General features: G+C 69.1%; 26 protein-coding genes. 9 read left to right on the top strand and 17 right to left on the bottom strand.

Features of this window, described 5'->3' with window-relative positions:
• Positions 1 to 3 precede the first annotated feature (3 nt).
• The 3 genes from VYJ16_RS03945 to VYJ16_RS03935 all read right to left on the bottom strand — a co-directional run bounded on the left by VYJ16_RS03945 (position 4) and on the right by VYJ16_RS03935 (position 4937).
• Complete coding sequence (locus VYJ16_RS03945) at positions 4 to 828, bottom strand: MBL fold metallo-hydrolase (protein ID WP_336349006.1); 825 nt, start codon at positions 826 to 828, stop codon at positions 4 to 6.
• Between the two features lie 92 nt (positions 829 to 920).
• Positions 921 to 2312 (bottom strand): ATP-binding protein, encoded by a 1392-nt coding sequence (locus VYJ16_RS03940; RefSeq protein ID WP_336349005.1) that lies wholly within the window; start codon positions 2310 to 2312, stop codon positions 921 to 923.
• A gap of 27 nt (positions 2313 to 2339) precedes the next feature.
• The gene (locus tag VYJ16_RS03935) at positions 2340 to 4937 is read right to left on the bottom strand and encodes a flippase activity-associated protein Agl23 (protein WP_336349004.1); all 2598 of its coding nucleotides are present in this window, start codon (positions 4935 to 4937) and stop codon (positions 2340 to 2342) included.
• A 131-nt stretch (positions 4938 to 5068) separates the two neighbouring features.
• Between VYJ16_RS03935 and VYJ16_RS03930 the strand changes: the two genes are divergently transcribed.
• Positions 5069 to 6214 carry a thiolase family protein gene (locus VYJ16_RS03930; protein WP_336349003.1) on the top strand — a complete coding sequence of 382 codons (1146 nt, stop codon included), beginning with the start codon at positions 5069 to 5071 and terminating at the stop codon, positions 6212 to 6214.
• A gap of 226 nt (positions 6215 to 6440) precedes the next feature.
• A complete protein-coding gene (locus tag VYJ16_RS03925; RefSeq protein ID WP_336349002.1) occupies positions 6441 to 7091 on the top strand; it encodes a hypothetical protein in 651 nt (216 codons plus the stop codon).
• Positions 7092 to 7097: 6 nt separating this feature from the next.
• Here the strand turns inward: VYJ16_RS03925 and gnd are convergent, their stop codons facing one another.
• Both gnd and VYJ16_RS03915 read right to left on the bottom strand, forming a co-directional pair.
• On the bottom strand, positions 7098 to 8006 hold the full coding sequence (gene gnd, locus VYJ16_RS03920) for a phosphogluconate dehydrogenase (NAD(+)-dependent, decarboxylating) (RefSeq protein ID WP_336349001.1): 909 nt from the start codon (positions 8004 to 8006) through the stop codon (positions 7098 to 7100).
• Positions 8007 to 8099: 93 nt separating this feature from the next.
• The gene (locus tag VYJ16_RS03915) at positions 8100 to 8264 is read right to left on the bottom strand and encodes a DUF7331 family protein (protein ID WP_336349000.1); all 165 of its coding nucleotides are present in this window, start codon (positions 8262 to 8264) and stop codon (positions 8100 to 8102) included.
• 112 nt (positions 8265 to 8376) lie between these two features.
• Between VYJ16_RS03915 and VYJ16_RS03910 the strand changes: the two genes are divergently transcribed.
• The gene (locus VYJ16_RS03910) at positions 8377 to 8811 is read left to right on the top strand and encodes a PaaI family thioesterase (RefSeq protein WP_336348999.1); all 435 of its coding nucleotides are present in this window, start codon (positions 8377 to 8379) and stop codon (positions 8809 to 8811) included.
• Between the two features lie 78 nt (positions 8812 to 8889).
• Positions 8890 to 9285, top strand: coding sequence for a DUF6199 family natural product biosynthesis protein (locus tag VYJ16_RS03905; RefSeq protein WP_336348998.1), 396 nt, complete (start codon positions 8890 to 8892; stop codon positions 9283 to 9285).
• 39 nt (positions 9286 to 9324) lie between these two features.
• Here VYJ16_RS03905 and pepF read toward each other — a convergent pair whose 3' ends face one another.
• On the bottom strand, positions 9325 to 11115 hold the full coding sequence (gene pepF, locus VYJ16_RS03900) for an oligoendopeptidase F (RefSeq protein WP_336348997.1): 1791 nt from the start codon (positions 11113 to 11115) through the stop codon (positions 9325 to 9327).
• A 164-nt stretch (positions 11116 to 11279) separates the two neighbouring features.
• Here pepF and VYJ16_RS03895 point away from each other — a divergent pair, with 164 nt between their 5' ends.
• On the top strand, positions 11280 to 12608 hold the full coding sequence (locus VYJ16_RS03895) for a M28 family metallopeptidase (RefSeq protein ID WP_336348996.1): 1329 nt from the start codon (positions 11280 to 11282) through the stop codon (positions 12606 to 12608).
• Positions 12609 to 12611: 3 nt separating this feature from the next.
• Here the strand turns inward: VYJ16_RS03895 and VYJ16_RS03890 are convergent, their stop codons facing one another.
• Positions 12612 to 12839 carry a hypothetical protein gene (locus tag VYJ16_RS03890; protein ID WP_336348995.1) on the bottom strand — a complete coding sequence of 76 codons (228 nt, stop codon included), beginning with the start codon at positions 12837 to 12839 and terminating at the stop codon, positions 12612 to 12614.
• Positions 12840 to 12912: 73 nt separating this feature from the next.
• Entirely contained in the window at positions 12913 to 13755 is an 843-nt protein-coding gene (gene truA / locus VYJ16_RS03885) for a tRNA pseudouridine(38-40) synthase TruA (RefSeq protein ID WP_336348994.1), read from the bottom strand.
• 326 nt (positions 13756 to 14081) lie between these two features.
• Between truA and VYJ16_RS03880 the strand changes: the two genes are divergently transcribed.
• Complete coding sequence (locus VYJ16_RS03880; RefSeq protein ID WP_336348993.1) at positions 14082 to 14531, top strand: hypothetical protein; 450 nt, start codon at positions 14082 to 14084, stop codon at positions 14529 to 14531.
• Between the two features lie 11 nt (positions 14532 to 14542).
• Here VYJ16_RS03880 and hisS read toward each other — a convergent pair whose 3' ends face one another.
• The 5 genes from hisS to VYJ16_RS03855 all read right to left on the bottom strand — a co-directional run bounded on the left by hisS (position 14543) and on the right by VYJ16_RS03855 (position 18549).
• Positions 14543 to 15847: a histidine--tRNA ligase gene (hisS, locus tag VYJ16_RS03875; protein ID WP_336348992.1), complete on the bottom strand. Its 1305-nt coding sequence runs from the start codon at positions 15845 to 15847 to the stop codon at positions 14543 to 14545.
• Between the two features lie 93 nt (positions 15848 to 15940).
• A complete protein-coding gene (locus tag VYJ16_RS03870) occupies positions 15941 to 16531 on the bottom strand; it encodes a DUF7411 family protein (protein ID WP_336348991.1) in 591 nt (196 codons plus the stop codon).
• The gene (locus tag VYJ16_RS03865; RefSeq protein WP_336348990.1) at positions 16532 to 16879 is read right to left on the bottom strand and encodes a DNA-binding protein; all 348 of its coding nucleotides are present in this window, start codon (positions 16877 to 16879) and stop codon (positions 16532 to 16534) included.
• Positions 16880 to 16952: 73 nt separating this feature from the next.
• Complete coding sequence (locus VYJ16_RS03860; protein WP_336348989.1) at positions 16953 to 17408, bottom strand: 30S ribosomal protein S19e; 456 nt, start codon at positions 17406 to 17408, stop codon at positions 16953 to 16955.
• Between the two features lie 106 nt (positions 17409 to 17514).
• Complete coding sequence (locus VYJ16_RS03855; RefSeq protein WP_336348988.1) at positions 17515 to 18549, bottom strand: lysylphosphatidylglycerol synthase transmembrane domain-containing protein; 1035 nt, start codon at positions 18547 to 18549, stop codon at positions 17515 to 17517.
• 203 nt (positions 18550 to 18752) lie between these two features.
• Between VYJ16_RS03855 and thiL the strand changes: the two genes are divergently transcribed.
• Complete coding sequence (gene thiL, locus VYJ16_RS03850; protein ID WP_336348987.1) at positions 18753 to 19652, top strand: thiamine-phosphate kinase; 900 nt, start codon at positions 18753 to 18755, stop codon at positions 19650 to 19652.
• A gap of 62 nt (positions 19653 to 19714) precedes the next feature.
• On the opposite strand, the gene VYJ16_RS03845 is transcribed toward thiL, so the two are convergent.
• Positions 19715 to 20881, bottom strand: a complete 1167-nt coding sequence (locus VYJ16_RS03845) for a site-2 protease family protein (RefSeq protein ID WP_336348986.1) — start codon at positions 20879 to 20881, stop codon at positions 19715 to 19717.
• A 184-nt stretch (positions 20882 to 21065) separates the two neighbouring features.
• The gene (locus VYJ16_RS03840) at positions 21066 to 21314 is read right to left on the bottom strand and encodes a DUF7123 family protein (RefSeq protein ID WP_227132412.1); all 249 of its coding nucleotides are present in this window, start codon (positions 21312 to 21314) and stop codon (positions 21066 to 21068) included.
• Positions 21315 to 21788: 474 nt separating this feature from the next.
• Between VYJ16_RS03840 and pyrH the strand changes: the two genes are divergently transcribed.
• A complete protein-coding gene (gene pyrH, locus VYJ16_RS03835) occupies positions 21789 to 22505 on the top strand; it encodes a UMP kinase (protein WP_336348985.1) in 717 nt (238 codons plus the stop codon).
• A gap of 174 nt (positions 22506 to 22679) precedes the next feature.
• Positions 22680 to 24368 (top strand): lysine--tRNA ligase, encoded by a 1689-nt coding sequence (gene lysS / locus VYJ16_RS03830; protein ID WP_379761785.1) that lies wholly within the window; start codon positions 22680 to 22682, stop codon positions 24366 to 24368.
• A gap of 24 nt (positions 24369 to 24392) precedes the next feature.
• Here the strand turns inward: lysS and VYJ16_RS03825 are convergent, their stop codons facing one another.
• Positions 24393 to 24899, bottom strand: a complete 507-nt coding sequence (locus tag VYJ16_RS03825) for a DUF367 family protein (protein WP_336348984.1) — start codon at positions 24897 to 24899, stop codon at positions 24393 to 24395.
• A 68-nt stretch (positions 24900 to 24967) separates the two neighbouring features.
• Complete coding sequence (locus tag VYJ16_RS03820) at positions 24968 to 25396, bottom strand: hypothetical protein (RefSeq protein WP_336348983.1); 429 nt, start codon at positions 25394 to 25396, stop codon at positions 24968 to 24970.
• Between the last annotated feature and the right edge of the window lie 17 nt (positions 25397 to 25413).

Here is a 25413-nt window from a genome sequence, read left to right as displayed (position 1 = left end):
CGCTCAGAGCTCGTACGTCTCGCCGTCGACCGCGATGGGTTCTTCGAACGCCTCGTCGGCGGGGTAGAAGTGCGCGGCGTGCACGATACGGGTCTCGGTCGCGTCGAGGTCGTCGGCGAGCGCGAGCGCGCCCTCTCGCGTCATGTGCTTCGTGCCGAACGTCCGGTACGTGCCGTCGGAGGCCTCGTGTTTCCCGCCGAGCGGGTGGTGTTCGCAGAGCGACGACGGCACGATTCCGTCCGCGAGCAGGAGGTCGGGGTCGGCGAGCGCGTCGAGCGACTCCTGGGGGATGCCGTAGCTCGTGTCGCCGGAGAGCGAGAGCTTCGCACCGGTCTCGGGGTCCTCGACGACGAGCCCGTAACACACGAGCGGCGGGTGGTCGACGGGGACGAGCGTCACCTCGAACCCGCACGTCTCCACCGTCTCGAACGGCGCGGTCGGGTACGCGGTGACCGTGTCGAGGTAGTCGTACTTCCGGGCGACCGTCCCAGCGACGCTCTCGCCGGTCTTCGGGTCCGTCTCGTCGGCCGCGTACACGTCCAGACTGTCGAGCAAGCGGTACGCGTTCCCGAGGCCGTCCAGGTGGTCGAAGTGGACGTGCGAGATGACCGCCGCGTCCGGAAGGTCGACGTCGTTCTTCAGGAACTGATACCGGAAGTCCGGGCTCGCGTCCACGAGCAACGACTCTCCAGTACGGGGATTGTGGACGTGCACCGAGAACCGCGTGCGCTCGACGCCGCGCTCGACCGCCTCCCGGCACGTCTCGCACTCGCATCCCGGCGTCGGCGTCCCCGTCGTATCACCCGTCCCGAGCAACGTCACCTGCATCGCCTCCCCCTACACGACGCGGCCGGAAAAGTCGTCGCGTCCCGGGTCGCCCGCTCGCGCCGAGGCGACAGTCGTCGTCCAGTACGAAGCGCTCAGTCGTCGTCGCCGTGGTCGTGCGCGTGGTCGTCGTGGTCGTGGTCGTGGCCGCCGTCGGTCGCGCCCGGCGTCCCGCCCGCGATGAGCGCGTCGCCGTCGCCGTCCATCATGTCGAGGTTCTTCAGGTTGTCGCGCTCCTCGAACTCCTCGACCGCGTCCACGAGGTCCTGCTGGGTGAGCGTCGTCCGCTCCTCCGTGAGCGCCGACAACACGGCTTCGCGCATCACGAGCCGGAGGTCGCTCCCGGTCAGTCCCTCGGTGATGTCCGCGATGGCGTCCGGCTCGAACTCGTCGATGTCCATCGCGTGCGTGATGAGTCGGAGGATGTCCGAACGCATCCCGCGGTCTGGCTTCGGGAAGTTCACGATCTCGTCGAACCGCCGCCACGCCGCCGAATCCAGGTCGTCCGGGTGGTTCGTCGCTCCGATGAGGAGGACGTCGTCGTCGATGAGCGACATGTCGTCGATGCTCTTCAGGAGCGTGTTCACCGCACGCTTGATGGCGGCGTGCTCGTCCCCGCCGCGCGTCTTCGCGACGAAGTCGAACTCGTCCATGAACAGGATACACGGCGACAACCGCTTGGCGACCTCGAACGTCTTCTCGACGTTCTTCGCCGTCTCACCGAGGTACTGGCTCGTGATCATCGAGAGCTTCACCTCGACGAACGGCAGGTCCAGCGAGTGCGCGAGCCCCCGCGCGGTACTCGTCTTCCCCGTCCCCGGCGGCCCGACGAACAGCAACTTCCCGATCTCGCGCAGTCCGATCCTCGCGAGGTAATCCCGATGCTCGATGGCCTTCACGATCTTCTGGATCTCGTCCTCCTGCTCTTGCGTGAGGACGAGGTCGTCCAGGGTCATATCGATCTCCTCGGGCGCACGGATGTCCACGAGGTCGAGCATGTCCTCCTCGTCCTCGTCGTCCGAGTCGAAGTACTCGTCGAGCAACGAGTCGATCCAGACGCGGTCGGCCTGGATAGGGCGGTTCGCCTCCCGTGCGGACTCGTAGTCGACGTCCGCGAACGCGTCCACGTCGAACGACCCGTCCGCGCCGTACGCGTACGCCAGGACGGGGTTCGTGTGGACGCGCTCGGCGTCCGCGTTCTCGGCGTACCACTCGACGGCCATCGCCGTGTCCGCGAGCGAGATGGAGCCCGAGAACTCGTCGCGCTCCGTGAACATCAACCCCGAGATGGCGTCCCAGGGGTGGTCCGTGCTCGCGGCGGCGCGCGCCGTCGCGTTCGTCACCGACACGGGGCGTTTGACCTCCCCGTCGCTATAGAAGACACGCCGGTACCGCGGCGGCAAGTCGTTCTCGTCCAGCGACCGTTCCTCGTTGTAGACGTGCGCCGTCAACAACAGTTCGACGACCGAGAGCGCCGCGTTGCTCATTCCCCGCGACGTACGAGCGGAGCGCGTTTAAGACCGTCGAAGCGGCCGTCGCGTTGCCGTCGCTCGCGGCGTCGACCCGCTCGAACGCGCCGACGGCGCCGCCATCACGGGAGACTCGACGGGCGAAACCGCCGTCAGGTCGGTCGTGACGGGTGAGCGCGCCGGCAGGGACGCAGCGACGGGCGTGACGGCCGTCGAGTCGACGTCGATCGACGTCGTCGCGTTCACGTTCTCTATCGGCCCCGGCGACGGGTCGAGCGGCGGGTCGTCCGTCGACTCCTCGGGGTTCTCGCGGACGTAGAACAGGATGGGGCGCGAGTAGTCGCCGTCCGGGTCGTCCCCGTACCGCTGGTGGACCACGCGCTCGTAGCCGTTCTCGACGAGCCACTCGTGGAGTTCCTCGCCGCCGTCCTTCGGAACCTTCGCGCCCTCGTTCTGGCCGAGCGCCACGACGACCGGCGGCCGCGTCTCGTTGAGGACCTGGCTGTCGTCCGTGTCGCTGTACACGAAGTGCTCGCCGGTCTGGTTCGCGTCGTACTGGTACATCTCCATGTACCACATCCAGACCCGCCGGTCGTAGTACGGGCCCGGCGCCGGCGGCTGCGCGAGGCCGCTCTCGTCCGCGATTGCGAACTTGTCACCCCAGAAGAGGACGTCCACGTCGCCCGCACCACCCCGCTCCATGCCGAGTTCGCGCACGCGGTCGAGCGTCGGTTTCGCGTCCGTCGACGGCTGCGCGTACTGGATGATCTTGTTGTCCGGCGCCTGTGAGTTCACGTACACCTGGTCGGTGACGGCGAACCCCATCCAGCCGACGACCGACAGCAGGAGGACGACCGCGAGCGCGACGCCGACGCCGTCATCGAGCGTGAACGACTGCACGCCCCACCGGATGACGATCGCGAGCCCGACCGCGGCCGGGATGGCGAGTGGGACGATGGCGTGCGCGGTCGCCCACCCGGCCTTGATGTCGGTCGCGATCGGGTACCCGAGGACGCTCACGAACCCCCAGTAGCTCGCGAGCGCGACGAGGTCGCGCGGGCCGCCGTCGCCGTACCGGTCGACGAGGAATCCGACGACCGCGAACGCGGACACGACGAGTGCGCCCGCGATCATCACCTCGACGTAGTGCTTGAGGAACGCGGTGTAGGAGTGCTCGTGGCCGCCCCAGATGCGCGTGAACTCCTGCCAGCTCCCGACGAGTGACTCCTCGACGACGAGCCGGAACTCCGTGGTGTCGCCCGCGAGCAAGCCGTCGAGCGACGAGTACAGTCCCATCTCGCCGGTGGTGTCCTCGCGGACGTCCGGTGGCCCGCCGCCGCCGACCTTCATGTAGCCGCCGCCGCGGGGCGCGTAGAAGAACACGATGACGGCGAGGAACTCGAGGACGGCGGTGACGGCGACCACGGCCGCGGTCCAGTTCACCGCGACCCAGTTCCACGGGCTCGTCCGGCCGGGACTGCTGGCGTCGTCGTCGGGCGTCCCCCGGTCGGGGTTCCACGCACCCTGGACGGCCGCTGGCAGACGTTTGACGCGCACGGGGAGGAGCCAGCGGACGTACGCGACCGCGGTCCGGAACGGCCCACGGTCGGCGTCGCCCTGGCTCGCGACGAACAGCCGGTGGTCGAGCAGGAGTGCGGCCGCGCCGAGCCAGCACGCCGCGTACAGGAGCCCGTTCTCCTTCGTCGTCATCCCGAGCGCGAACGCGCCGACGCTCCCGTACACGTACCGGTACCGGCGCGTGTCGTAGTACCGGACCGCGAGCCCGGTGGCGAGCAGCATGAACGCGGCGAGCGGGACGTCGTTCCGCATGAACCGCGAGTAGTACACGAGCACGGGGTTCAGCGTCAAGAGGAAGCCGAGCGCGACGACCTCGCTGTCCCGGAGGTGTTCGCGGAACAACCACGCCGTCAGCGGGAGGAGCGCGCCGATGACGGCGACGACGAGCCGGGACGTGAAGTCCGAGGGCCCGAGGAACCCGAACACGTACTTGTTCACGTGGAAGAGGAACGGGCCGTGGACGATGGCACGGTACTCCCAGACGCCGGATTCGAGGTAGCGGATGATCCAGTACCCGACCCGGCCCTCGTCCTGGTGGGCGACGCGCGCACCGAGGTTCACGAACCGCAGCACGAACCCAGCGACCGTCATCGCGACGAGCGACGCCAGCACGGTCATCGACGTGTCCGGGAACGGCGTCCGCCGGTTCGCCGCCGCCAACAACCCCGCGTCCTCGGGCTCGTGCTCGTCGTCGCGCACGGATTCGTTGGCAGCGGCAACCTCAGAGGTCGATTCGTCGCCGTCGTCCGTCGACGCGGCCGCGTCCGGCTCGGGTTCGACGGCGCCCCCGAACTCGAACCCGGCCTCGTCCGCCTGTGCGTCGTCGGTCCTCCCGCCTGCTGTTTGGTCGTGGGCGGGCGTGTCGCCTGCTGTTGCGTCGTGGTCGGGTGCGCTGTCTTCGGCGTGCGGTTCGTCGTCGCCCGAGTCGTCGCCGGCAGTGGCGTCTCGCTCCGGCTGCTCGTCGCGGTCGGGCCGGTCGACTCCGTCGGCGTCGTCGGGCGGGTCGCGCTCGCCTCGCGTGGGGTCCTCGTCGGAATCGGAGGGCTCCGAGGACTCGTCGGTCATTGTTCTCGGAGAATCCGTGTGGGGGTAAACGCTTTTTGCTATCCGCTCTCCCGTGTCGGGCGCGTAAACTGCGGACTCCGGCGTTCGGAGTTCTGCAGTGTTTTATGGCGAAGGGGTCCCACTGTACCCGCATGGAACCACAGACACCCGTCATCGCGGCTGCGTACCGAACACCGCAGGGGAAGAAGGACGGCGTCTACTCGGAGATCCGCGGCGAGGACCTCTCGGTCCCGCTCATCAACAAGATCCTCGACGAGAACGACCTCGACGGCGAGGACGTCGACGACCTCATGTGGGGGTGCGCCCAGCAGCGCGGACATCAGGACAACAACGTGGCGCGCGTCATCGCGCTCATGAGCGACCTCGGTGAGAGCGTGCCCGCGACCACGATCAACCGCTGGTGTGCGTCCTCGATGCAGTCCGTCATCTCCGCGAGCGACGCCGTCGCCGCCGGGAACCGCGACGCCGTCATCGCGGGCGGGTTCGAGCACATGACGAACGTCCCCATGGAGGGCGGGATGGACGGCCGGAGCTTCCACCCTGACTTCCAGGACATGTACAACATGATCGAGCTCCAGATGGGGATGACCGCGGAGAAGGTCGCTCGCGAGTACGACGTCTCGCGAGAGGCCCAGGACCGCTACGCGGCCCAGAGCCAGCAGCGCGCTGCCGCCGCGACCGAGGAAGGTCGCTTCGACGACGAGATCGTGCCCATCGAGACGCCCGACGGCGAGGTCACGAAGGACGAGGGCATCCGACCGGGCACGGACTTCGAGACGCTGCAGGGTCTCCCGACGGTGTTCATGGAGGACGTCACCGCGGGGAACTCCAGTCAGATCAGTGACGGCGCCGCCGCGACGCTGGTCACGAGCAAGGAGTTCGCGGAGGAGCACGACCTCGAGATTCTCGCCGAGGTCGGCGCGAACAACGTCGCGGGCGTCGACCCGACCGTGATGGGTATCGGTCCCGTCCCCGCCACGCGCGGCCTCCTCGAACGCAACGGTCGAGACATCGACGACTACGACCTCGTGGAGCTGAACGAGGCGTTCGCGTCCCAGACGGTGTACGCTCGCGAAGAGCTCGGTATCGACGAGGACATCTTCAACGTGAACGGCGGCGCCATCGCCATCGGGCACCCGCTCGGCGCCTCCGGTGCACGCCTCCCGGTGACGCTCATCCACGAACTCCGCAAGCGCGGCGGCGGCCGCGGCCTCGCCACCCTCTGCGTCGGGTTCGGGCAGGGTGCCGCCATCGAGTTCGACGTGAACGGCGCGTAAGCGAGCGGTCGATTCCGGTTTTTCGCCCACGTTTTCCGGTCCGTGAGCGGAGCGACCGGACCGAGAAAAGGTGGTCGCCGGCAGGGTGCGGCGATCGAGTTCGACGTGAACAGCGCGTAAGCGAGCGGTCGATTCCGGTTTTTCGCCCACGTTTTTCGGGTACTGGTCGTGGAGTTGCTGGCTCCGCTTTCCGAAGGTGGATAGGCGTTCGCTCGAAGCGTCTGGTATGCCGAGTCGACGCGCGGTGCTTGGAGCGGGGTCGCTCGCGGCTGCGACCGGGCTGGCGGGGTGTTCGGCGCTGGGGTCGAGTTCCGGGGAGCCGGCGCGGTTCGGGCGTGGGGCGACGGCGCCCGCGGACCCCGAGTTGGTGGCGCTCGACGACGCGCGCAGCGGCGGGGCGCCGCGTGGTGAACTGGAGTCGTCGACGGCGGCGTTCGAGCGTGCGGACGGCTCGCTCGTGGTCGTGAGCTTCCACCGCGTTCGGTCGGGCGCGAGCGCGTTCGGGTCGGAGTGGCGGTACGCGAACGTCCGCGGCGAGCACGACTGGCGGGGCGTCGACGGCGAGGTGACGGCTGCGGAGACGAACATGACGACCGTCGATGCCGACAGTCCGGACGCCGCGTTCCGACTGGCGAGCGAGACGAGCGACCGACTGCGGTCGTGGACGGTCACGTTGCCCGAGCCGTCCAGTCAGGGGGTCGCGTACCGGTTCCGGACGACGTTCGCCCCCGCGACCGAGTTCACCGACGGCGACGCGCTCGCGACGATTCGCGGACGCACGAAGCTTACCGACGGCAGTCTGCTCGACGGCACGGAGAAAGTGGATGCGACGCTCGAACTCGTCTACGGCGACACGACCACCGACGGAAGCGAGTGACGGTCGTCAGGCGTCGTCGGTCCGGGGAACGTCGTGCCGGCCGAAGCCGTACCGGAGACGGTTCGCGAGGCGGCGCGAGAACTTTCCAGGGTCCTCAGTGCGCGAGTCGAAGCGCTCGCCGAGCGCCTCGTAGATGAGCGGGACCGCGACCTCCTGCTCCAGCGCCTCCTGCACCGTCCACGTCCCCGTCGACCCGCCCTCGACGCGGTCCGCGACCGTCCCGAGGTCGTTACCCTCCTCCCTGAACGCTTCCTCGCAGAGTTCGAGGAGCCACGACCGGATGACAGCGCCGTTGTTCCACGTCCGCGCCACCGATTCCAGGTCGAGGTCGTACCGGCCGTTCGCGAGCAGCTCGAAGCCCTCGCCGTACGTCTGCATGAGCGCGTACTCCACGCCGTTGTGCACCATCTTCACGTAATGCCCGCTGCCGGCCGGCCCCATGCGGTCGTGGCCGTCCGGGCCGGTCGCGACCGCGTCGAACACCGGCACGAGCTCGTCGTACGCCCACTTCGGGCCGCCGACCATCAGCGAGAACCCGACCGCTGCACCCGCCGGTCCACCGCTCGTTCCACAGTCGAGATAGGCTGCGTCGGTCGATTCCGCGCGCCGCACCGAGTCCTCGAAGTACGAGTTCCCGCCGTCGACGACGACGTCGTCGCCGTCGAGGTGCGGTTCGAGGTCGTCGAGTGCCGCGTCGACCGCGTCCCCGGCGGGCACCATCAACCAGATTCGTTTGTCGTCGCCGAGTCGCTCGGCGAGGTCGACGACGGACTCCGCGGGTTCGGCGCCCGCGTCAGCCGCGTCCGCGACCGCGTGCTCGTCCAGATCGAACGCGACCACGTCGTGGCCCGCGTCCAGTGTCCGGTCGACGACGATGCGCCCCATCCGACCGAGGCCGATGACGCCCAGTTGCATGCGTCGGCGTGCGCGGACCGGACAGGTAGTGATTCCGGTCGCCGACGAACACCCGGTTCGACGCGTCCCGGCGAGCTCTCACCGCTCCCGTCGTCACCTGAGTCGAGGGAGGCAGGTCGCGTCAGTGGCCTGAATCCAGGCGTCCTCCGCTTTCGCGTCGAACACGACGAGGTCGCCATCGTCGGTCTCGATAGCCGTATAGCGCTCCGCGACCGGCGCGTCGTCTATCGCGTTCGGATCGTAGACGTCTGCTCCCATGGTAGTCTCCTCGACACTCGCTACGGTGGACACGCGAGTAGCTGTCGCGGCTAGAGACGTAGGTCGCTGAGAACACACAACGCGTTTGAGGTTGGGGTCCAGAGGGGTTGGCATGGACTTGGCGGACATCATGTCCCAGATCCCGTACTGTCGGCACCTCGGCATCGAGGTCACCGCGGCCGAGGACGGGCACGCAGAAGGCGAACTCGCGTTCGACGACCACCACTCGTCGGTCCCCGGCAGCGACGTCGCACACGGCGCCGTCGTCCACGGGCTCGCCGACACCGTCGCCGGCGCCGCCGTCATCAGCCTCCACCACAAACCCACACCGACCATCGACATCCGATTCGACCATCTCGCACCCGCTCGCGGCGACCTCCACGCCGAAGCCGACGTCCGGAAGGACGGCGACACCGTCGCCGTCGCCGACGTCCGGATCACGCACGACGACACGCTCGTCGCCACCGCCCGCGGGACGTTCAAGACCGCCGGTGACGTCGACGGCTCCGCGTGGAGCGAGAGCGCCCGACTCGACGACGCCGAGTGACCACACCACGGGACTCCGTCGACGCCACCCAACGTCAGAAGGCACGGGCTTTTGGTCGCCCGCCCCGAACGTTCGTGTATGCTCGGTAACCCGAAGCTCCGGAAGGTCGCGTCACTCGGAACGGTCGCCGTCGGCGTCGTCACCCTCGTCGCCCCGAAGAAAGCCGCCGTCCTCGGCGACAAACTCTCGCTCGCCACGCGCTACGAGGACCTCGGCGACGGCGAGTTCACGCCCCGCGACTGGTACGTCGACGCGACGCGCGCCAGCGGCGCCGGCATGATCGCCGCCGGCCTCACCGGCTTCCTCCTCGCAGCGAGCGCCGAGACCACCGTGGACGCCGAGACCGCAGCGACCGGCGACGCCGACGACGAACCGGAAGCACTCTCCGAAGACGACGAAACCGACGACGTCGAGGACGCCGACGACCCCGTCGAGATCGACCTCGAAGACGCCGACGAACCCGGCGACGACTGACCGACACCCCCGTCTCGATACTCTTCGCGGGCCCGACGGTCAGATCAGCGCCGCCATCTCGTCGAGATAGTCGTCGTAGACGTCGAGCGCCGACTGGATCGGGTCGCTCGTCGACATGTCCACGCCCGCACCCGAAAGGAGTTCGAGCGGGTACTCGCGCGAGCCCTTCGAGAGGAACTCGCGGTAGCGCGCCGCCGCATCCTCGTCACCCTCCAGTATCCCCTGGCTGAGCGCCACCGCCGCCGAGATACCCGTCGCGTACTGGTAGACGTAGTACGCGCGATAGAAGTGCGGGATACGCATCCACTCGCGCTCGATGTGCTCGTCGACGTTCGCCGGCTCGTAGAACTCGCGCTTGAGGTCGCCGTAGAGTTCGTCGAGGACGTCCGGCGTGAGCGCCTCGCCGTCCTCCACCAACTCGTGGGCCTGATGCTCGAAGGCCGCGAACATCGTCTGGCGGTACAGCGTCGACCGCACCCGCTCCAGGTACTCGTTCAGGACGTGCCGGCGGAACTCCGGATCGTCCACGGTATCCAGGAGGTGCTGCGTGAGGAGCGTCTCGTTCACCGTCGACGCCACCTCCGCCACGAAGATCTCGTAACTCGAGTACACGTACGGCTGCGCGTCCTTCGTGTACTGCGAGTGCATCGAGTGCCCGAGTTCGTGCGCGAGCGTGTACATCGACGCGATGTCGTCCTGGTAGTTCATCATGATGAACGGCTGCGTGTCGTACGTCCCACTCGAGAACGCACCCGCTCGCTTCCCCTCGTTCTCGTAGACGTCCACCCACCGCGACTCCAGGCCCTCCGCGACCCGCGACTGGTACTCCTCGCCGAGGACGCCGAGCGAATCGACGACGTACTCGGTCGCCTCCTCGTACTCGACGTCCGGACTCTCCGAGTCCGTCATCGGCATGTAGACGTCCCACATCTCCAGTTCGTCCACACCGAGCACCTCGGCCTTCAGCTCGCTGTGTCGGTGGAGCTTGTCGAGATTCTCCCGCACCGTCTCCACGAGGTTGTCGTACACGTCCACGGGCACGTTCGGGCCGTCCATCGCCGCTTCGCGCGCCGTCTCGTAGTTCCGGACGCGCGCCTCCTTCACGTCCGCCTTCACGGAGTTCTTGTACGCCGTCCCGACCGCGTTCCGGACATCCGCCCACTCGTCGTAGAACTCCTCGTGGACCGTCTGCCGGAACTCGCGGTCCTGGTTCTTCAGGAGCGTCGTGAAGTTCGACTGCGTGATCTCCACGGCATCGCCGTCGGGCTTCTCGACGGTCGGGAACTCCATGTCCGCGTTCGCGAGCATACTGTACACGTCACCACTCCCGTGCGTGACCTCACCGAGTTCCGCGAGGACCTCCTCGACCTCCGCCGAGCGCGTATGCGGTTTCGTCCGCAGGACGTCGTCGAGATAGTGCTCGTACTGCTCCAGGCCGTCGGTCGCCTCGACCATCGCCGAAACCTCGTCGCGACTCGCACTCTGGATCTCCGGTTCGATGAACGACGCCGCCGAGCTCGCGTCCGACGCCAGCGACTGCGAGCGCGCCGACAACGCCTGGTACTGCTGGTTCGTCGTGTCCTCCGCGGACCGCATCTGCGCGTAGTTCGCGACCTTCGCGACCTCCCGCATCACGTCGTCGCGCGTCTCCAGCGTCTCCAGCAACGTCTCACCGTCTTCGACGACCGCGCCCTCGTACGCCTGCAGGTCCTCCAGTCGTTCACTCACGTCCTCGAAGGCGGCCTCCCACTCGTCGTCGGAGGCGTAGATGCTCTCGAGGTCCCACTTGTACTCCTCGTCGATCTCTGACCGCTCGGGGACCGAACTCATGGCACGCTCTTGGCCATAGCTTCAGGTAAGCGTTGCCACTCGCCACGGTCTCGCCGGTTCGGTCGCGCGACCGTTCCTCGAGGCGGTTCCTCGTCGAGTGACGACGCCGTCGTCGGTCTCGCCGCGGGCCGAACTGGCTTACGCTCGCGCTCGTACGGGAACGCATGGACCTCGATAGCGCGCTCGGTGCGACGTGGCGCGACGACGAACCGCGGCGGTTCCTGCGACGCCTCTGCGAGCTCGACGACCGGATGGCCGGTCACCCCGGGGAAGCCCGTGCCGCCGACCTCGTCGCGGACGCCTTCCGGGACGCCGGCGTGCGCGACGTCGACCGGGAGTCGTTCCCGCTCACGGTGTGGACGCGCGGCGCGACGACGCTCCGCGTCACCGACCCCGTCGACCGCGCGTTCGAAGGCGTCGCGCTCCCGTACTCGCCGTCCGCGAGCGTCGACGGGCCGCTCGTCGACGTCGGCCACGGCACGCACGCCGAGATAGCGGACGCGGACCTCGACGGCGCCATCGCGCTCGCCCGAACGGACTCGCCCGCTGACGGCCGGTTCGTTCACCGGATGGAGTCGTTCGGGCACGCCATCGACGCCGGCGCGGAAGCGTTCCTGTTCCGGAACCACATCGACGGCCAGCTCCCGCCCACGGGGTCGCTCCGGTTCGACGAACCGGCCGCCGCACCCGGCGTCGGCGTCTCGAAGGAAACGGGCGCGTGGCTCGCGGAGTACGCCGACCGCGATGGGGCGGTCGAACTCGACGTGAACGCGACGATAGACGACGGCGAGAGCGAGTTCGTTCATGGCGTCCTCGGCCCCGCCGACGCGGACCGCGAGGTCGTCGTGCTCGCGCACTTCGACGCGCACGACGTCGCTGAGGGTGCACTCGACAACGGCTGCGGCATCGCCGTCGTCGTCGCAGTCGCTCGCACGCTCTGCCGGCTGGACGCCGCAGACGCGCTCGACGCTCGCGTCCGCGTCGCCGGCGTCGGCGCCGAAGAGGTCGGCCTCCTCGGCGGTGCGGCGCTCGCGGACGCGCTCGACCTCGACGACGTCCACGCGGTCGTGAACGTCGACGGCGCAGGGCGCCACCGGAACCTCGTCGCGATGCCCCACGGCAGCGACGACCTCGCGACCGCGGTCGACGCCGTCGCCGACGCCGTCGACCACCCCGTTCGGACGGACGCCGACCCGCACCCGTGGAGCGACCACTGGCCGTTCCTCCGCGAACGCGTTCCCGCCGTCCAACTGCATAGCGACTCGGGCGAACGCGGCCGCGGCTGGGGGCACACCGCCGCCGACACGTTCGACAAGACCGACGCCCGCGTCGTTCGCGAACACGCGATGCTCGCCACGCTCCTCGTGCGTGAGATCGCCGATACGGAGGTCGGTCGCGTCGACGAGGACGCACTCAGGGACGCGATGGTCGATCAGGACTTCGACGCCGGGATGCGCGCCGCCGGCATCTGGCCGACTGACTGGGAGGCGTGACGCTCACCTTGCGGAGCGACCGGCCGCACGGCCGAACACCCGCCGGTGGACGCGGCGGAGGGTCATCGACGCGCGATAGTCGTACCAGACTGCGAGGAGGAACGCGAGCGTTGCCACTTCGGGCCAGTCGGCGGTGAGGACGACGGAGAGCGCGTGGACGACGAGCGCCACGTAGATGACGCGCCCCGCGACGCGTGCCGCCCGACGCGTCGCGGACGATGACTCGACCATACGACGGCTACGGGAGACAGCGGCATAAGTCCAATCGCTATCACGTCCCACGGCGAGAAGTGATCAGGCCGACTCAGCGCGGGTCCGCATCGGTCGGTGACGCCGGTGCGTCGACACCGTCCCGGAGCGCGGCTGTCACGCGACCGCGCGAGACCGCGGTGGCGTGCGCCGACTCGAAGACGGCGGTGGCGCTCGTCGCTGCTTCGTCGTCGCGCTCGAACGCGACGTCGGGATAGGTTGCGTCGACGAGCACGAGCGGTTCGGGCGGGGCGGGCCCGACGCGCTCGTGGTCGGGGAGCGGAGCAGGGGCGAGTGCGCGGTCGACGTCGTCGAGGCTGCGGTCGCCGGTTGCGACGCTCCGGACGAGCGCGACGATGCGGCGGACGAGCTCCCAGAGGAAGCCGTCGGCGCGAACGTGCACGCGGAGGACGTCGCCGTCGCGGGCGACGGTCGCGGTCTCGACGGTGCGGGTGGTGTCGTCGTCGCTCGCCGCGGTGAGGTCCGCGAAGTCGTGCGTGCCCTCGACTCGCGAGAGCGCCGCTGCTGCCCGGTCCGCGTCGGCGGTCGGCGCGTACAGGTGGTAGTCGTACGCGCGACTCGTGGCGTGATGGGTCGCGTGGAAGTCGGCGTCGACGTCGGCGTTCGCCCACGCTCGGACGTGCTCGGGAAGTTCGCCGTTGAACGCGCGTGGCGTCAGCCAGTCCGGGCACTCGAACGCGACGGTCTGCGCTATCGCCGAGACGCCGGCGTCGGTGCGGCCCGCGGCCGCGTATCCCTCGGGTGCGTCGGCGTCGCTCGCGAGCACGCCGAGGTCGCGGAGCGCGTCGAAGATGGCGTCCTCGACCGTTGGAACCTGGGGCTGTCGCTGGAAGCCGTGGTACGGCCGGCCGTCGTACGCGACGCGGAACGCACGCATACCGACGGCTACGCGACTCGGGGAGAAGTGCCCTCCGGACGACGGCGCCGCTGCGACGGAGGAGTGCGTCGCCGCTGGTGGGGCGGAGGCGACTTGGGGCTGACTGGCGACGCCTCGCCGAGCGCGCTCGCCGCCCGCTACTCGACGGTGAGCGCGCTGGCTCGTTCGTCGCGGGACGCTGGCGTCGCGCTGGTCGTCGGGCGCGCCCCGCGATGGGTCGTCACGGCACGCCGACCGTCGCCGCGTCTCGCTACTTGAACCATCGCCCGGTGTCGCCGCGGTCGGTTGGCGACACGCTTACCCGCGCACCCGCCGACTACCGTTCCATGACGGAGTACTCGGGCGAGGAGGTCGCCGACCTCGTCGGCGCGAACCTCGCCGACCGACTCGCGCTCGACGACGGCCCGTACACGGACGCGGACCTGGACGCCCTCACGGACGCGCTCGGCGAGGGCGCCGAACTCGCCGACCGCGTCGCGGACGGCGACGTCGCCGCACTCGCCACCCTCCTCAGTCCAGCGTTCCTCCAGGCGCACTCGGAGTTCGAGTCGTTCGCGGACTTCCTCGGCGCGAGCCCGTGGACGCGCTCGAACGTCGACGCCGCGTTCGCCGGGCGACGCGACGGCGACGACGCCGACCCCGCGGCCGCGACCACGAGCTCGTTCCTCTCCCGGACGACCGCGTTCCGGACGCCCGGCGAGATGGTACAGTCCGCCGTCGTCTACCGGTGCCGGAAGGCGCTCGACGAAGCGGACGGCGACGCCGTGAGCGAGTAGGGTGGGGTAGTTTACGCGTAGTCGTCGTACGTCGGCTTCTCGCGGTCGCCGGGGAAGTCGTCGACGGGTGCGGTCGTCTGATCGCCCGACGCCATGTCCTTGATGGTGACCTCGTCGTTCTCGAGGTCCTGTTCGCCGACGATGACGACGGTGTCGGCGTTGATGGAGTCCGCGTACCCCATCTGGGCGCCGAAGCTTCGCCCGGAGACGTCCGTCTCGACGACGTGCCCCGCGGTGCGAAGGTCGCGCGCGACCCTGGCGGCGACCGGGCGCGTGTCGCCGACCTGGAGGACGTAGTAGTCCGTCGAGAGTTCCTCCTCGGGCCAGACGCCCGCGCGCTGCAGGAGGAGGGGGAGCGTCGAGTTCATCACGCCGGGTGCGACGCCGACCGCGGGCGTCGGCTGGCCGCCGAAGTCCTCGATGAGGTCGTCGTAGCGGCCGCCACCGAACACGGACCGGCCGACTTCGCCCGCGCTGTCGAAGCACTCGAAGACGACGCCCGTGTAGTAGTCGAGGCCGCGAGCGGTCGTCAGCGACAGGTCGCAGTACTCGCGGACGCCGAAGTCCTCGGCGGCGTCGAGGACCGCGCGGAGGTTGTCCACGGCGGGTTCGACGGCGTCGCTGAACGCGACGAGTTCGTCGAGGTCGTCCTCGCCCGCGACGAGGAGGTCGTCGAACTGGCGGGCGTCGTCGTAGGAGAGGCCGGCGTCGGCGAGCAGGCCGAGGTACTCGTTCTCCTCGACCTTCGCGCGCTTGTCGACCGCGCGGATCGCCTCGCGCGTGTCCACGTCGTCGCCGTACTCCGAGAGGACGGTTCCGAGCACGTCGCGGTGGCTGACGCGGAACTCGAAGTCCGCTGCGTCGAGCCCGAGGTCGACGAGTGCGTCCGCCGCGAACGCGAGGATCTCCGCGTCCGCGTCCGGTTCGCTCGACCCGAAGATGTCGACGTTCGTCTGGTAGAACTCGCGGAATCGTCCCTGCTGGACGGCCTCGTACCGCCAGAACGGCCGCGTCGACATCCACTTGATCGGCTTCGAGAGCGCCTGTTGCTTCGCGACGACCATCCGCGCGACCGTCGGCGTCAACTCCGGCGCGAGCGTCACCATCCGCCCGCCCTTGTCCTCGAACGCGTACAGCTCGTCGACGATCTCGTCACCGGACTTGTCCGTCCACATCTCCGCGCGCTCGAGTCGCGGGGTCTCTACCTCCCGGAACCCGTATCGCCGGGCCGCCCCTTCGACGGTATCGATGACCTCCCTGTGGGCGGCCATCTCGCGGGGATAGAAGTCCTTGAACCCCTTCAGTCCATCATACATACCCGAGGCTTCGCGAGTCCGTCCCTCCAACCTTTCGCTTGCCGACGCACACCACGAACCCGAGCGTGCGCCGAGTGCGCGCCGAACGACGCCCTACCGCGGCCCTTCGACGTACGTCTGGTCGTGCGCCGGGAACACGTCGGCGACCGCGCTCTCGCCGTGTTCCTCGCGGAGCAAGGCGCGTAACTCCGCCTCGTAGTCCGCGCGCGGAATCGACTCGCTCGGCCCGACGGTCACCGAGAGTGCCGAGTCGACGAGCCGGTCGACCGCACCACGCCCGAACCCCGATAGCGGCGAGATGTAGTCCACGTCGTGGCGGTCCTCGAGGCTCTGCGCTTGCGCGCGCGACACCGTCGGCACGCGGTCGTCGCGGCGCGTCCCGTCCGCGATCGCGTCGAACCCCTCCGCGGCCAGTCGCTCGAGCGCGTGCTCGTGGACCGCCTGGATGCCGTTCCGCGGGAACCCGTCAGCGACCATCTTCTCGACCGCATCCTGCGCCGCGGCCTCGTCGAGCTCGATGCGTTCGTGCGCGAACCCGACCGACTCCGCTGCCGCCTTCGCGTGCTCCCAGTCGTCGGTCACGCCGAAGTGCCCGGTGACGAGCGTCACGTCGTAGAAGTCGTCGAGCAACAGTGCGGCGAGCGTCGAATCCTTCCCACCGCTGTAGAGCAACCCCAGCTCCATCTACCGCCGACGCACGTTGAAGCTCTTCTCGTCGGGCTTGAGTTCCTTCAGGAGCGCCTTCATCTTCTCCTCGTCGATCTTCCCCCCGATCTGGCCGCGCTGTGCGAGCGCGAGAATCTGCTGTTCGGCCTGCTCGCCGAAGTCGGGCTTGCTCATCTTCACCGAGTTCAGGCGCTTTCGCGCCCCGTCAGTGAGGTGCTGGCGGAGCAACGCCTTCTTCTGGGCCTCGGCCTCCTGCTGGCGGGCCTCCTGGGCCTCGCTGTCGCCCTCTTGAGCCTGCTTTCGCTCGCGGAGCTCCTGCATCTTCTCCTCGCGTAGCTTCTCGAGGTCGTCCTGGCTGTCGCTCATACGAACGCTTTCGTGCGTCGGCGAAAAAACGGTTTCGGGACTCGACACCGCGCGCCCCGATTCGTCGACGTGCTTACGCGTACTTCTCGAGTTCCGGGCGGTCGAGATCATGCATGACCTCGCCGGCCGTGTCGTCGAGGAGACTGCGACCCTCGGGGGTGATGGCGCGACCCTGGCCCTCGCGCGTCTGGATGAGGTCCTCGTCCTCGAGCTGCTGGAGGAGCGTCCGGATGACCTTCTTCGAGCCGTCCTCGCGGTGCGTGCCGGAGACGCCGTAGCGGTTCGTACCCGCCTTCGAGCCGCCGTACATCGTCGACAGGCGCTCGATACCGATCGGTTCGTTGTCCGCGACCTTCCGGAGGAGGCTGGCGCCGCGGGTCGCCCAGAAGTCGTCCTGTTCGGGCGGCAGCTCCTTGCTGTTGCCGGTCTTCGTCACGATCATCCACTCCGGTTCCTCGAGTCGGTCCGAGAGGTCGTCGGCGAGCGCTTCGATGAGCGCGTCCGCCGGGACGTCGTACATCGTCGTCATTGCCGGTTCGTACCCCCGCGCTGCCTAAAAGTCCATCGTATTCGATAGCCGCGTCCACGCGCTCGAATCCGGCGTGTTCGGCGGTGAACGACCGCGAGACGCGGTGCTACTCGGCTCGTGCGGAGAGCGCGGCGACGGAGCCGCCGCCGACGAGCAGCGGGAGCCAGTACGTCGCGGCGCGATGCAGGAGGACGGCGGCGGCGACGGCACCGCTCCCCAGCGCCGGGAGGACGGGCGTCAGGACGAAGATGAGGACGGCTTCGATGCCGCCGAGGCCGCCGGGGAGCGGGGTGACGCCGGCGAGACTGCCGAGGGGGATGGCGAGCATCGCGGCGGCGACGACGCTCACGGCTGCGACGTCACTGACCGCGTACAGCGACAGCGACAGCGACGTGATGGAGAACGCCCAGCCGAGCGCGGACAGGCTGAGCGCGCTCGCGAGGTTCCGGCGGTCGGTCGCGACGCGCTCGATGGCGTGGAAGAACCCCTCGATGCGGCGCTCGATGACGTCGACCTTGACGCGTGAGACGACGGGGAGTCGTGCGGTCACGCGCCCGAGGATGGGGGCGAGCCCGCGGACGAGCCGGTGCTCTATCGCGTACCGGTTCCGCCACCCGAGGACGGCGGCGACGGCGAGCGCGACGGCGAGCGCGGCGACGGCGGTGGCGACGAACACGAGCCGGTCGTTGAACGCGATGGTGACCGCGTAGTACCCGACTGCGAGTAACGCGAACCCGATGGAGGGAACGAAGTTCAGGCCGTCGACGCTCGCGATGGCGGCGAGCGCGGTCTCGTACTCGGTGTCGGCTTCGCGCGAGATGAACAGCGCGCTCACGGGTTCGCCGCCGGCCTGCCCGAACGGCGTGACGTTGTTCGCGAACGTCGCCGCGGAGAACACGACGAACGACTGGATCCGCGACAGCGAGAGGCCGAGGCTCGCGAGGACGGCGCGGAGCGCGAGCCCCCACGACGCGAGCCAGCAGACGGCGGCGGCGACGATGAGTGCGAGCACGCTCGGCGGTGCGTTCGTCACTCGCGTGAGCACCTCGTCCACGCCGACGAACCACAGGAGCGCGAGGAGGACCAGGGCCGCGCCGAGGAATCCGGCGGCGATGGCGCGACCGTCGACGTCCTCGAACATACACGACCCGACGACCGCACCCTGTTTGAACCCACCGCCTCGTAACGATGGCGCGGGGCGGCCGTCGGCGGCCGCGACGGCTACCGGTGACGCCGTGATTGAGTCGGTGGTGTCGGGACGGATCCGGCAGCGTGGGGCGGGAGCTAGCGGGACGGGGGCTCGGTATCGCGTCGCTTTTGTCGATTCGACCGCAATTCGAGGGCATGGACGAACGGGCGGCACTCGACCTGGTCGGCGGCCTGGTCGGGCGCGCCGGGGACGACGCCGCGGTCGTCGACGGGACGGTGGTGACGACGGACATGCTCCACGAGTCGACGGACTTCCCGGCGGGGACGACGCGGTACACGGCGGGCTGGCGAGCGGTCGGTGCGTCGCTCTCGGACGTCGCTGCGATGGGCGCGGAGGCGACCGCTGCCGTCGCGGTGTACGGTGCACCGGCGTTCGACGCTGCGGACCTCGAGGCGTTCCTCTCGGGCGCTCGCGACGTCTGCGAGCGCGTCGACGCGGAGTACGTCGGCGGCGACCTCGACGGCCACGACGAGTTCACGGTCGCGTCGACGGCGCTCGGCGAGACCGACGACCCCGTCACCCGCGCCGGCGCCACCGCGGACGACGTCGTCTGCGTCACTGGCGGACTCGGTCGCTCGGCAGCGGCGCTCCGCGCGTTCGACGCGGGCGACGTCGACCGCGCGAACGACCTCTTCCAGTTCACGCCCCGGGTCGCCGCCGGTCGCGCCCTCGCCCCGTACGCGACCGCGATGATGGACTCCAGCGACGGCCTCGCACGGTCACTGCACCAGCTCGCCGCCGCGAGCGACTGCACGATCGACGTCGACGAAGCCGCCGTCCCCGCGGTCGACGCGGTCGCCGACTACGCGACCGACGACGCGGACGCTCGCGAGATGACCGTCTTCTTCGGCGAGGACTTCGAACTCGTCTGCACGCTCCCCGATGACGAGATCGCGACCGCACGCGACGCGTGCCCGGTCGAGCTCACCGTCGTCGGTGACGTCACCGGTGACACCGCAGCCGCCTCGAGCGACGGCGCCGTCACTGTCGGCGGGGACGCACTCCCAGACCGCGGGTTCACGCACGGCGACTAACCGTCACCCGAACGCGAGTCGACGCACGCGACTCGCGGACGAACGCGACCGACGGCTCGCGGTCACGTCGTCGAGACGAGCACCGGGACCGGCATGAAGCACGCGGCGCCGAGGACGAACGTGAGCGCGGCGAGCGCGAGCCGCCGCGAATCCAGCGGTTCGTCGCGAACCGGTTCGGCGGTGCCGGCGCGTCCGACGACGAGCGCGAGCACGCCCCAGAACACCCAGACGGCGACCGCCTGGAACGCGATGTCCTCGAAGTAGTGGAGGTAGCCCGCGAGCCCGAACAGGCCGACGGGGACGACGGCGGCGAGCGTCGACTGGTTCTCGCCGAAGACGGCGCGCGTGATGTGCCCGCCGTCGAGCTGGCCGACCGGGATGAGGTTCAGGACGGTGACGAACGCACCCACCCAGCCGCCGATGACGACCGGGTTCACGTTCAGCGCCTGCCCGTACTGGAGCGGCTGGCCGGTTATCCACGAGAGCGCGTGCATCAGCGGCGGGAACCCGAGGCTGATGGTGATGGTGCCCTCGGCGTCGATGATCGTCGGGTCGACGGGAATCGGCTGGAGGAACAACCCGATGGTCGTCACGACGATCGTCGCCGCGAGCCCCGCGAGCGGGCCGCTCGCGCCGATGTCGAACAGGGCCTTCCGGTCGGGCATCCGGCCTTTCATCCGGATGACGGCACCCATCGTCCCGATGAGACTCGGGAACGGGATGAAGTACGGGAGGCTCGCGTTCACGCGATGATACCGGCTCGCGACGTAGTGCCCGAGCTCGTGGGTCATGAGGACGCCCATCACGGCCGCGGAGAACGGCCACGCGGTCGTCACCGCCTTCCAGGGGTCCGCGACCGGGTCGATGAGGTACCACTGCGCGCCCACGAACAGCGTCGTGACGATCGTCGCGAGGAACAGCGCGACGTTCTTCCAGGGAACGCCGTCGATACCGTAGGACTGCTCGGTCGCGACGAGGACGTACCGTCCGGCTTCGACCGTCAACTCGACCTCGTGGTCGTGCTCGTGGAACACCTCCCAGATGTCGCGCACGACCGCCTCGGGGCTCCCGAGCGGTTCGCCGTAGTACCGTACCTCGTCGTCGATGACCTGCGTCTCGTACGTGTGGAACTGGTCGTCGAACGCCGCGGGGTCGGGCGCGCCGGGCGGTGCCGACGGCCGTCCCCCTGCTGGCGAGTTCGCGGACCGAGCGGGGTCACCGGGCTGCATCTATCCCTCGGTATGACGTGGTCGCGTAAAAACCCACGGCGCCCCGTGGGAGTGGCCGTCGTCGACGGGGCGGACGGGTGGGTGAGAGAGTCGGTGTTGGTGTGGGGGAGGGGTGCGGGGACCGGCGGGGACCAGGTCCGCGCGAGAGTGACTGATGCGACTCGGACGGCGTGGCGTCGCCCTCTCAGGCGGGTTCGACGCGCCACGTGGTCGCGCTCGTGTACGACCACTTCTCGATCTCGAGGTCCTCTGCGGCGTCGGTGAGCTTGACCATCAGCGCACCGATCTCCTTGGGGGAGAGACCGACCTCGTCGGCGATGAACTTCGACTTGAAGTACATCTCGCCGTCCGCGGCCTTCTCGCGCAGGTACTCGGTCAGGCGGGCTTCCTTGCTCGGCGCGTCGTCCGTGGAGGGTTGGGTAGTTGCGCTCATTGTGAGTTCGCCTCGCTCATCGCTATCACCGGGAGGATGTTATAAAGGGCAGTCCCTTCGGTTCGTTTAGTGTTTTTTCGAGTCATCTCGTGTTCATTTCACGTTTCGCGTCGATTCGCTCTCCTTTCACAAAGTCCTCAGAGACGCTTAGACGTTTTAGAACCGCTTCTAACGCTTCTAAACTCGAACCTACTGCGGTTCCGGAGATGTTTGCGTAATGCGAGCTATCGGGTCCGAAGCCACTGTTTTCGCTCTCGAACGCGCCGAACGAATCCCGCTCGCGCGTCCCACATTGGCGCGTGCCGACGGTCGTCAGCCGCCGCGACCGCCCGTTCGACCGCTCGCAGGACTCCCGTCACGGGTCACCGTATCACGAACGCTCCCGGTACGAAAGGCCACACCCAAACCAATGTGGCGTCCGTCGCACGCGAGTTGGCAACCCTTATGAACGCCACCGGGGTATGCGGGTGTAACATGAAGGTAGTCGTCTCCATCGGCGGCAGCGTCCTCGCGCCCGACCTCGACTCCCCGCGCGTGGCGGCGTACGCGGACGCCGTTCGGACGCTCGTCGACGACGGATGCCAGGTCGCGGCCGTCGTCGGCGGCGGTGGCGTCGCCCGCGAGTACATCGGTGCGGCCCGCGACCTCGGCGCGAACGAGATCGAACTCGACCAGCTCGGTATCGACGTCACGCGCCTGAACGCGCGCCTCCTCATCGCCGCGCTCGGCGACGGCGTCGCCAACGCGCCCGCCACCGACTACGAGGAGGCGGGCGAGGTCCTCCGGAACGGCGACGTCTGCGTGATGGGCGGCGTCACGCCCGCCCAGACGACGGACGCGGTGTCCGCCGCGGTCGCGGAGTACGTCGGCGCGGACCTCCTCGTGTACGCCACCTCGGTCCCCGGCGTGTACTCCGCGGACCCGAACGAGGACGACGACGCCGAACAGTACCCCGAGCTCTCCGCTGCCGACCTCGTCGACGTCATCGCAGGCCTCGAGATGAACGCCGGGTCCTCCGCGCCCGTGGACCTCCTCGCCGCGAAGATCATCCAGCGCGCCGGCACCCGCACCATCGTCCTCGACGGCACCGACCCCGAGCGCGTCCTCGACGCCGTCCGCTACGGCGAACACGAGGGCACCGACGTCGTTCCCGACGGCGCCGGCGACCAGCTCACGTACTGGGCCGAGTAACGCGCCCCGGCCGCTCCGCCGTCTCCAGTTCTTCCATCGTCTCCAGTCCTTCCTTCCTCCCTCCCTGCTGTTCTCGTCGGCTCCGAGGCGCTTTCGGGAGTTGACAACCCTTAAGAACGGCTCGCTCGGACGTTCTCGTATGATTCGACCCCTCGTAGCGGGCGGTGATGCGTCGTGAGCGACGACGCCATCAGTCCGTACACGCTGAGCGCCGACGACGGTGTGGACCGCCGGCACGCCTTCTGGGCGGACCACGTCGCGGACGTCGTTCTCGACCGCAACCCCGACGAGCCCATCGTCGTCAAGGGCGGTATCTCGCCGTCGGGCGTCCCGCACCTCGGGAACATGAACGAGGTGATGCGCGGGTACTTCGTCGCGGAAGTGCTCCGCGAGCGCGGCTACGAGGTCCGGCAGGTGTTCACGAGCGACGACCGCGACCCGCTCCGGAAGCTCCCGCGGAAGCTCGCGGACCTCGACGGGAATCTCGTCGACCTCGGTGACGTCGACGCGGGCGCGCTCGGCCGGAACCTCGGGCATCCCTACACCGCGATTCCGGACCCGTTCGGGTGCTGTGATTCCTACGGCGCGCACTTCTCGAACCTCATCCAGTCCGGCGCGGACGCCCTCGGCGTCCCCATCGAACTCGTCTCGAACACCGACCTCTACGAGGACGGCGACTTCGAGGCCGTCACGCGGTTCGTCCTCGAGCACGTCGACGAGGCGCGGGACGTCCTCCGCGAGTACCAGGACAAGGTCGACGACGACTACGTCCCGTTCAACCCCATCTGCGCGGAGTGCGGGAAGGTCACGGAGACCGTCACTGCCATCCGCGCGAGCGACGGCGAGGTCGACTACGAGTGCACGGACATGGAAGCCGGCGACCAGGTCATCTCCGGGTGCGGGCACGAGGGCACGGCGACGCTCCGCGAGGGCAAGCTCCCGTGGCGCCTCGAGTGGCCCGCGCAGTGGCAGGTCCTCGGTGTCGACTTCGAGCCGTTCGGGAAGGACCACGCGGAGGGGTCGTGGCCGAGCGGCGACGACGTCGCCCGGAACCTGCTGGGGAACGAGCCGCCGGTCCCGATGGTGTACGAGTGGTTCACGCTGGACGGCGAACCGTTCAGTTCGAGCGAAGGGCACGTCGTCCTCGTCGACGACGTCCTCGACCTCCTGGAACCGGAGGTACTGCGCTTCTTCTTCGCGAAGAACCCGAAGAAGGCGCGGGACTTCCCGCTCTCCAACCTCGACCAGCTCGTCGACGAGTTCGACCGCTTCGAGAGCGTGTACTACGGCGAGGTGGAGGCGAGCGAGGACGAGCGCGAGCGCGCCGAGCGCGTGTACCCGTTCCTCGTCGACCACCTCGACCCCGGGACCGCCCCCGCCGACGCGGCCGCGGAGGAGCGCCCGACGAGGATTCCGTACACGTTCGCGGCGGTCCTCGGGATGTTCCCCGACCACGACGTGCGCGTCGAGCACGCCGTCAAGCAGGGGCACCTCCCCGAGGACCCGAGCGACGCGGTCGTCGAGCGCGCGTTCGAGCGCGTCGAGCGAGCCCGCACCTGGGCGAGCCGGCAGGACAACGAGTACAACTACACGGTCCTCGAGGACCTCCCGGACGTCGACTTCGACGCGGAGACCGAGGCCGCGCTCGACGACCTCGCGGACTTCGTCGAGGAGGGGCACGAGGGCGAGGCCATCCAGGGGGAGATCTACGAGACGGCGAAGGACAACGGACTACCGATCGGCGACTTCTTCGGTGCGGGCTACGAGCTGTTCTTCGGCGAGGAGGAGGGCCCGCAACTCGGGCAGTTCCTCGGGAAGCTCGAGCAGGAGTTCGTCGTGCAGCGCCTCCGACGCGAGGCCTGAGCGGTCGCGTCGACGCGGCTGCGGCTACTCCGCGGTCTCTTCGTCGACGAGGTAGTCGTCCTGGACGGCGACGACCTCGGTGGAGTTCTCGCAGGCGGCGTATCGGTCGAGGGGTTCGGCGTTGAGTTCGAGGAACGTCTCGCCCCACGTGAACTTCGCGAGGATACGCTCGGCGTGTTCTGGGTGTCCGAGGATGTGGAGGCCGGCAGCGAGTGCTTCGACGGTCGTGAGCTGGAAGGCGTTCCCGTAGTTCACGGGGTTCGCGGCGACGAGGAACGGGAGCGCGCGGTGCTCGCCGGGGAGGCTGAACATCGCTTCGCCGGCGCTCTCCCACGAGCAGTCCAGCGCGACGAGGTTCGATACGTCCGCGTCGGCTGGCGACAGTGCGGTGTCGGCGTGCGGGTTCAGGACGACGCCGTACGGCGTCGCGCGGTCGGAGCGATGGAGCTCTGCGAGGTCGAAGCGCTCGAGCTTGCGCGCCGTGCACTTCTTCGGGTCGTCGTCGCCCTCGTACCGCACGTGCAGGTCCACGATTGTCTCGTGGTTCGCGGCGGGCGAGTAAAAGGCGCTCGTTCGGACGCGTGGTGCGCAGTGGCCGGTCAGTCGCCGCCGGCGAGGTCGTCGTAGAGCGCGCGGACGTCGACGAGTGCGACGTCGTGCTCGGCGATGGTGGCGAGGTGGTCGTCGCGCGACCCGTGCGTCGGGTGGGCGTCGAGCGCGTCGAAGACGTCCGCGAGGAACGCCTCGAGCGCGGTCTCGAGGTCGCCGTAGGTGGTCTCGACGCGGCCGCCGTGGAGGTCGACGTGCACGCGGTCGCCGCGCTCGGCGAGGTCGTACCCGAGGAACTGCGGGTGCCTGGTGCGCTCGCGGCTCGCGCAGTCGTAGAGCCGGAGCAGCTGGTGGAAGGAGCCGTACGTGTGGACGACGGATTCGTCGTCGGCGTGCACGGTGAACTCGACGTGGTCCGAGGGGCCGAGGGCGGCGGTGTCCCAGCCGCCAGCGACGTCCCGGAGTTCGAACGCGACCATGCCCGATGGAAGAACCG

Origin of the sequence: Halorubellus litoreus, from assembly GCF_037081675.1 — an archaeon.
GTDB lineage: Archaea > Halobacteriota > Halobacteria > Halobacteriales > Natrialbaceae > Halorubellus > Halorubellus litoreus.
The sequence above is the reverse complement of the archived record's forward strand: the minus strand, read 5'-3'. Positions and strand labels throughout refer to the sequence as shown.

Coding starts and splice junctions, on each gene's coding strand:
- VYJ16_RS03945 (WP_336349006.1), bottom strand. CDS start 828: ATGCAGGTGACGTTGCTCGGGACGGGTGATACGACGGGGACGCCGACG.
- VYJ16_RS03940 (WP_336349005.1), bottom strand. CDS start 2,312: ATGAGCAACGCGGCGCTCTCGGTCGTCGAACTGTTGTTGACGGCGCAC.
- VYJ16_RS03935 (WP_336349004.1), bottom strand. CDS start 4,937: ATGACCGACGAGTCCTCGGAGCCCTCCGATTCCGACGAGGACCCCACG.
- VYJ16_RS03930 (WP_336349003.1), top strand. CDS start 5,069: ATGGAACCACAGACACCCGTCATCGCGGCTGCGTACCGAACACCGCAG.
- VYJ16_RS03925 (WP_336349002.1), top strand. CDS start 6,441: ATGCCGAGTCGACGCGCGGTGCTTGGAGCGGGGTCGCTCGCGGCTGCG.
- gnd (WP_336349001.1), bottom strand. CDS start 8,006: ATGCAACTGGGCGTCATCGGCCTCGGTCGGATGGGGCGCATCGTCGTC.
- VYJ16_RS03915 (WP_336349000.1), bottom strand. CDS start 8,264: ATGGGAGCAGACGTCTACGATCCGAACGCGATAGACGACGCGCCGGTC.
- VYJ16_RS03910 (WP_336348999.1), top strand. CDS start 8,377: ATGGACTTGGCGGACATCATGTCCCAGATCCCGTACTGTCGGCACCTC.
- VYJ16_RS03905 (WP_336348998.1), top strand. CDS start 8,890: ATGCTCGGTAACCCGAAGCTCCGGAAGGTCGCGTCACTCGGAACGGTC.
- pepF (WP_336348997.1), bottom strand. CDS start 11,115: ATGAGTTCGGTCCCCGAGCGGTCAGAGATCGACGAGGAGTACAAGTGG.
- VYJ16_RS03895 (WP_336348996.1), top strand. CDS start 11,280: ATGGACCTCGATAGCGCGCTCGGTGCGACGTGGCGCGACGACGAACCG.
- VYJ16_RS03890 (WP_336348995.1), bottom strand. CDS start 12,839: ATGGTCGAGTCATCGTCCGCGACGCGTCGGGCGGCACGCGTCGCGGGG.
- truA (WP_336348994.1), bottom strand. CDS start 13,755: ATGCGTGCGTTCCGCGTCGCGTACGACGGCCGGCCGTACCACGGCTTC.
- VYJ16_RS03880 (WP_336348993.1), top strand. CDS start 14,082: ATGACGGAGTACTCGGGCGAGGAGGTCGCCGACCTCGTCGGCGCGAAC.
- hisS (WP_336348992.1), bottom strand. CDS start 15,847: ATGTATGATGGACTGAAGGGGTTCAAGGACTTCTATCCCCGCGAGATG.
- VYJ16_RS03870 (WP_336348991.1), bottom strand. CDS start 16,531: ATGGAGCTGGGGTTGCTCTACAGCGGTGGGAAGGATTCGACGCTCGCC.
- VYJ16_RS03865 (WP_336348990.1), bottom strand. CDS start 16,879: ATGAGCGACAGCCAGGACGACCTCGAGAAGCTACGCGAGGAGAAGATG.
- VYJ16_RS03860 (WP_336348989.1), bottom strand. CDS start 17,408: ATGACGACGATGTACGACGTCCCGGCGGACGCGCTCATCGAAGCGCTC.
- VYJ16_RS03855 (WP_336348988.1), bottom strand. CDS start 18,549: ATGTTCGAGGACGTCGACGGTCGCGCCATCGCCGCCGGATTCCTCGGC.
- thiL (WP_336348987.1), top strand. CDS start 18,753: ATGGACGAACGGGCGGCACTCGACCTGGTCGGCGGCCTGGTCGGGCGC.
- VYJ16_RS03845 (WP_336348986.1), bottom strand. CDS start 20,881: ATGCAGCCCGGTGACCCCGCTCGGTCCGCGAACTCGCCAGCAGGGGGA.
- VYJ16_RS03840 (WP_227132412.1), bottom strand. CDS start 21,314: ATGAGCGCAACTACCCAACCCTCCACGGACGACGCGCCGAGCAAGGAA.
- pyrH (WP_336348985.1), top strand. CDS start 21,789: ATGAAGGTAGTCGTCTCCATCGGCGGCAGCGTCCTCGCGCCCGACCTC.
- VYJ16_RS03820 (WP_336348983.1), bottom strand. CDS start 25,396: ATGGTCGCGTTCGAACTCCGGGACGTCGCTGGCGGCTGGGACACCGCC.